Annotated in this window: 4 protein-coding genes; all 4 read left to right on the forward strand. The window is 62.9% G+C overall.

The features are described from left to right. Window positions 1-267 precede the first annotated feature (267 nt). Window positions 268-3,243, forward strand: a complete 2,976-nt coding sequence (secA, locus tag ACT8II_RS06805) for a preprotein translocase subunit SecA (RefSeq protein WP_118653589.1) — start codon at window positions 268-270, stop codon at window positions 3,241-3,243. Continuing rightward, complete coding sequence (prfB, locus tag ACT8II_RS06810) at window positions 3,243-4,373, forward strand: peptide chain release factor 2 (protein WP_294122520.1); 1,131 nt, start codon at window positions 3,243-3,245, stop codon at window positions 4,371-4,373. The genes secA and prfB overlap by 1 nt, the downstream gene beginning before the upstream one ends. Before the next feature lie 7 nt (window positions 4,374-4,380). Beyond that, entirely contained in the window at window positions 4,381-5,268 is an 888-nt protein-coding gene (locus ACT8II_RS06815) for a YitT family protein (protein ID WP_294159510.1), read from the forward strand. Window positions 5,269-5,377: 109 nt separating this feature from the next. Further along, on the forward strand, window positions 5,378-6,426 hold a 1,049-nt coding region (locus ACT8II_RS06820; protein WP_443813449.1), incomplete at its 3' end, for an ATP-binding cassette domain-containing protein.

Here is a 6,426-nt window from a genome sequence, read left to right on the forward strand (position 1 = left end):
TTTTTCCCCGCCTTTCGGCGATATCCGTAACGTTTTCCGGTATTCGAATCGAGTGAGCGCAAAACCAACGTCTGGACCATCGCAAACGTAGGTTTTGCGCTCACTCGGCCCGCCGCCGTGTACAGGGTCGTTTTGTGTGCACATACATCCTGCGCATAGCTTGTGCGCCATTTGGCTAAAGTTTCCTTAACTGTGTCTATGCGTCAACGCGAGTATCGCGCGCGAATGTGCGCTGCCCGCTCTGGCGCATCGTGAAGAGGAAACCACATGGGATTCGTTTCTAAGCTGCTGTCCTTCGGCTCCGACAAGGACCTCAAGCGCTATTGGAAGACCGTCGACGCCATCAACGCGCTCGAGCCCGCGTATGAGGGCATGGGCGACGAGGAACTCCGTGACCAAACGCGTGTGTTCCGCGACCGCCTGGCCGCCGGGGAGACGCTCGACGCCTTGCTGCCCGAGGCGTTTGCCGTCGTGCGCGAGGCGTCCAAGCGCACCATCGGTCTTCGCCACTTCGATGTGCAGCTCATCGGCGGCATGGCTCTGCACGAGGGGCAGATCGCCGAGATGAAGACGGGCGAGGGCAAGACGCTCGTGTCCACGCTCGCCGGCTACCTGAACGCGCTTTCCGGCAAAGGCGTGCATGTCGTCACGGTCAACGATTACCTTGCCAAGCGCGACTCCGAGTGGATGGGCTCCATCTACCGCTTCCTCGGACTCAAGGTGGGTCTGCTTCAAAACGGCATGCCGCTATCCGACAAGCGCGACGCCTATCAGTGCGATGTCATCTACGGTACCAATTCCGAATTTGGTTTTGACTACCTGCGCGACAACATGGTTTTGCGCGCCGGCCAGCGCGTCCAGCGCGATCACGCCTTCGCCATCGTCGACGAGGTCGACTCCATTCTCATCGACGAGGCGCGCACCCCGCTCATCATCTCGGGCGCGGGCACCAAGAGCGCCAGCACCTACAAGGACTTCGCCCGTGCCGTGCGCGGCCTCACGCAGGGTGAGGAGGCCCAGTTCGACATGCTCGCTGCCGGTGAGCCCGTGGAGGCGACCGGAGACTTCGTCATGGACGAGGCCAAGCACACCATCGCCGCCACTGAGCAGGGCTTGAAGAAGATCGAGCAGCGCCTCGGCATCGACGACATCTACAGCGACCTCTCCGGCGCCCTCGTCAACCACCTGCAGCAGGCGCTCAAGGCGCAGTACATGTTCCATCGCGATAAGCAGTACGTCGTCACCAACGGCGAGGTCAAGATCGTCGACGAGTTCACGGGTCGCATCATGGAGGGTCGCCGCTACTCCGAGGGTCTGCACCAGGCGATCGAGGCGAAAGAAGGCGTGCTCGTGCGCGAGGAGAACCAGACGCTCGCCACCATCACACTGCAGAATTATTTCCGCCTGTACGACAAGCTCTCCGGCATGACCGGTACCGCCATCACCGAGGACGCCGAGTTCCGCGAGATCTACAACCTGCCGGTCCAGGTGATCCCCACCAACCGACCCGTCGCCCGCGTCGACCACGATGACCTGGTGTACCGCACCATCGACGCCAAGTTCAACGCCGTCGCCAGCGAGATCGAGGTGCGCCACGCGAACGGCCAGCCCGTGCTGGTGGGCACCGTCTCCATCGAAAGCTCCGAGCGCCTCTCCCGCCTGCTCAACAAGCGCGGCATCAAGCACGAGGTCCTGAACGCCAAGTTCCACGAGCGCGAGGCGCAGATCGTGGCCCAGGCGGGACGCTTGGGCGCCGTCACCATCGCCACCAACATGGCCGGCCGCGGAACGGACATCCTACTCGGCGGCAACGCCGAGGAGATGGCGCGCGACGAGCTCATGCGCTACGACTTCGGCATCGACGCCGAGGTGCTCGATCGCATCCTCCACGAGGCCAACTGGCGCCTGCTCGCCAAGGACGAGAAGGAACTCGAGCCGGTGGAGCGCACCGTCTTCAACCAGGTACTCGAAGGCATTCGTGCACTTGGCATCGATATCGACACCGCAACCTTCGCCGAGATCGCCCGTGTCTACGAGGACCTGGTGCGCAAGACGAAGGCCGTGTGCAGCGCCGAGCACGACCAGGTGGTCGCCGCCGGTGGCCTCACGGTGATCGGCACCGAGCGCCACGAATCCCGCCGTATCGATAACCAGCTTCGCGGCCGCGCCGGCCGTCAGGGCGATCCCGGCGAGACCCAGTTCTATCTCTCGCTCGAGGACGACCTCATGCGCATGTTCGGCGGCGAGCGCATGGACAAGATCTCCAACCTCATGATCGCGTCCGACATGGGCGACGATATGCCCATTCAGCACAAGATGATCTCCAAGGCCGTGGAAGGCGCCCAGCGCAAAGTCGAGAACATCAACTTCTCCATGCGCAAGAACGTCCTCGAGTACGATGACGTTATGAACAAGCAGCGTCAGGTCATCTACGCCGAGCGCAACAAGATTTTGGACGGCAAGGATCTCTCTAACCACATCGACGAGGTCATTGACGACACCATCAAGCGCTGCGTGACCGAGTTCTGCCCGGTTGACTCGCATGAGGGCGAGCGTGATCTCGAAGGTCTGCATAAGTGGGTCGTGGAGCTCACCGGACGCCCGGATGCCCCTCAGTTTGCGGACGCCCCCTATGGGGAGCTCTGCGATGCGGTGCTCGCGTTTGTGGAGAAGGCCTACGACGCCAAGGCCGAGCGCCTGGGCGAGGGCCTCATGCAGGAACTCAACTGCCAGGTCATGCTGCGTGTCATCGACACCCGCTGGATGGGCTACCTCCAGGAGATGGACTATCTCAAGCAGGGCATCGGCTTGCGTGGGTTCGGTCAGCGCGATCCGCTCGTCGAATACAAGACCGAGGCGTTCCGTGCGTTCCAGACGCTCGTCAACACCATGTACGAGGACTATCTGCGCACGGTGATGCATGCCGAGTTCAAGAACCCCGATGCCGCCCGCGCGCGGATCGAGGGGGAGCGCAACCCCGCCCTCGCCGGCGCCCGCATGAGCGGTCCGGCCGAGGTCGATGGCGACACCGGCTCATCCACCATCCAGCGCCAGGCCGCGCAGCAGGCGGTGACCGCCGGTGCTGGGCGGGCACCCCAGGGGACCTTGGGTAACGCCGGTTCCACCGTGCGCACGTACCGCAAAGACCAAAGCGGCGACCCGTACTCTAACGTGGGTCGCAATGATCCGTGTCCGTGCGGCAGCGGCAAGAAGTTCAAGAACTGCCACGGTAGGAATCGCTAATGGCGGCGGATGCAAGCGCTGAGTCGATTCTGACAGAGCTGGATGCCCTCGCCGCGCGTTTGACAGAGGTCGAGGCGTATCTGCATATCGACGAGGCCAGGGGTCGTGTGACCGAGCTCGAGCAGGCCAGCTCTGCGCCGGGATTTTGGGATGACGCCGACGCTGCTCGCGCGCATATGGCGGAGCTCTCCCAGGTGAAGGGCGACGTCGAGCTGGTTGACCGCGCGCACGAGCGTCTTTCCGACGCCCGCGCCGCACTCGAGCTGGCCGAGGAAATGGGGGAGGACGGAGCCGAGTTCGTGGCGGAGGCCGCGACGGCTGCCGAGGAGCTTACCCGCGCCATCGATGAGATGGAGCTTTCCAGCTGGTTCACGGGAGAGTTCGACCACGGCAGCGCCATCTTGTCCATCAAGCCCGGCCAGGGCGGCCTAGAGGCCCAAGACTGGACCTTCATGCTGTTCAAGATGTACATGAAGTACTGTGCCCGTCGTGGCTGGAAGGTCACGGTGAACGATTGCCCCGCAGCGGAGGTCATCGGCATCGACCGCGCCACCATCACGGTTGAGGGCAAGGACGCGTTCGGCATGCTCCGTGCCGAGGCGGGCGTGCACCGCCTGGTGCGCATCAGCCCCACGGATGCCAAGAAGCGCCGCCAGACCACCTTCGCCGGCGTCGAGGTCATCCCCGTTTTGCCCGATGACATCGAGATCGAGGTTGCGCCCGACGACATTCGCGTGGACGTCTACCATGCGAGTGGCCCTGGTGGACAGGGCGTCAATACCACCGACTCCGCCGTTCGCGTCACGCACATGCCCACGGGTATCGTGGTCACCTGCCAAAACGAGCGTAGCCAGATCCAGAACAAGGCGGCGTGTATGCAGATCCTGAAGGCACGCCTGTACGAGCTGGAGCTCGAGAAGCGCGGTGAGATGCTAGACGAGATTCGCGGACCCAAGACCGACATCGGCTTTGGCAACCAGATTCGCAGTTATGTCCTGTACCCCTATCAGATGGTGAAGGACCTGCGCAGCGGCGTGGAGACAAGCAACGTGGACGGTGTGCTCGAGGACGGAGATCTCGATCCGTTCATCATCGGCTACCACCGCTGGGCTACCGAGCAGGCGGAGTAAGGGTCATATGGCACGGCGCATCGACATCAACCGCATCATCCAGTCGCAGTTCGTGAGCGACCTGCCGCTTATCATCGCGGGTTGCGCGATCGCCGCGTTCGCGACGGATGCCTTCATGATTCCCAACGGCCTTGCCGCCGGTGGCCTGACGGGTCTCGCCACCATCATCGCCGAGCTCGGGCGACGCGTGGGGATTAGTCTGCCCGTTGGCTTGCAGACCATTATCATGAACGCGTTGCTGCTGCTCGTGGTCGTGCGGTCGGGCGGGCTCAAGTACGTGGTGCAGACGGTCACGGGCTTTGTGCTCTTCGGTTTCTTCACCGATCTGTTCGCCCCGTTCGTGCTCCAAGTGAGCCATAGCGACCTCATGCTTTCGGCGTTGTGGGGCGGTATCATCTCGGGTATCGGTTACGGGCTTGTGTTCCGCTGCGGAGCCAACACGGGCGGTTCGGATACCATTGGCCAGATCATCGCACGTAAGAGCTCGCTGCCGGTGGGTGCCACGGTCATGGCGATAGACGTCGCGGTGTGTGCCGCCTCCGCCCCGGTGTTTTCCCTCACCAACGCACTGTACGCCGCCCTTGCCATGGTCGTCATGGGATATGTCGTGGATGCGGTGGTCGATGGTGGCAACAGCCAGCGCGCCGCCTTCATCATCTCCGATGCCTACGAGGATATCGAGCACGATATCCTGCATGCCATGGACCGCGGCTGCACACGTCTCATGGCGCAGGGGTCTTGGACCAAGAAGGACCGGCCCGTGCTGTTCTTTGTGTTGAGCCGCCGCGAGGTCTCGATCATCAAGACGGTCGTCTACGAGCACGATGCCAACGCTATGCTTATCATCACCGATGTCAACGAGGCGATTGGATACGGGTTTAAATCCATTGGGTAGAACTGGTCCCCGATGCCCCGGCGCTTGCCGTGTTGCTTTGATGGTAGACCCGCCGTATTGCTAAAATAGGAGAGTCTGTAGTTCAAACGCACGACTCTAAGGAGCTCTAGTGGGTAACCACTTCCGTACCCCCGGAGACGAGCAGGCTGCACCTCAGGTGCCCCAGGTTGATCCTGTGAGCCCTTTGCACGCCGCTCCGTCACCGGATGTGCAGGACCGGTTGTTCGACCAACCCGTTCCGCAGAACACCCCCCAATCCATGTTCGATGCTCCGGCCACGCCCGATGCGCTCGAGTCTCAGGTGTTCGCCGCCGCCCAGCAGGGCGAGGCGGCTCCGTCTCCGCAGCCTGCGGCGAATCCGCTGTTCAACGTGCCCGCGCCCGATGCACCCGCCGCAACGCCTGTGAGCGTTCCGTCCCCCATGGATGCGCCAGCCCCCGCGGTCACGCCCGATCAGGCGGCCGAAGTCGCGTCCCTTGACGCGGCACTTGCGAACAATCCGGACTTCACCACGGTGTTCGCGCCCGTCGACGACTCCCGCGCCCGCCAGGCGCGCGAGGCCGGTGTCGAGCCCGTCATCCTCATGGAGCACGTCACCAAGATCTACCCGGCGCAGCCCAACAAGCCCGCGCTCGACGATGTGAACATCGAGATCTATCCGGGCGAGTTCGTCTTCTTGGTTGGCCACTCCGGTTCTGGCAAGACTACCCTGCTCAACACCATGCTGCGCAATGTTAAGCCGACCAGCGGCCGCGTGATGGTGGCGGGCCAGGATCTCATGAAGATCAAGAACCGTAAGATCCCGTTCCTGCGTCGCCAGATCGGCGCCGTGTTCCAGGATTACAAGCTGCTGCCCAACCGCACCGCCTACGAGAACGTGGCCTTTGCCCTGCAGTGCATTGGCAAGCCCAAAGCGGTCATCAAGGCCCAGGTCCCCGAGGTCCTGCGTCTTGTCGGCCTGGGTGATCAGATGGATTCTCTGCCAGACCAGCTTTCCGGCGGCGAGCAGCAGCGTGTCTCCGTTGCCCGCGCTATGGTCAACCGGCCGCCCCTGCTCATTTGTGACGAGCCAACGGGCAACCTCGACCCGGCGATCTCGCTCGGCATCATGAAGCTCCTTGAGCGCATCAACCGTACCGGCACGACCGTGATCGTGGC

It is taken from the genome of Collinsella sp. (assembly GCF_052346665.1).
GTDB lineage: Bacteria > Actinomycetota > Coriobacteriia > Coriobacteriales > Coriobacteriaceae > Collinsella.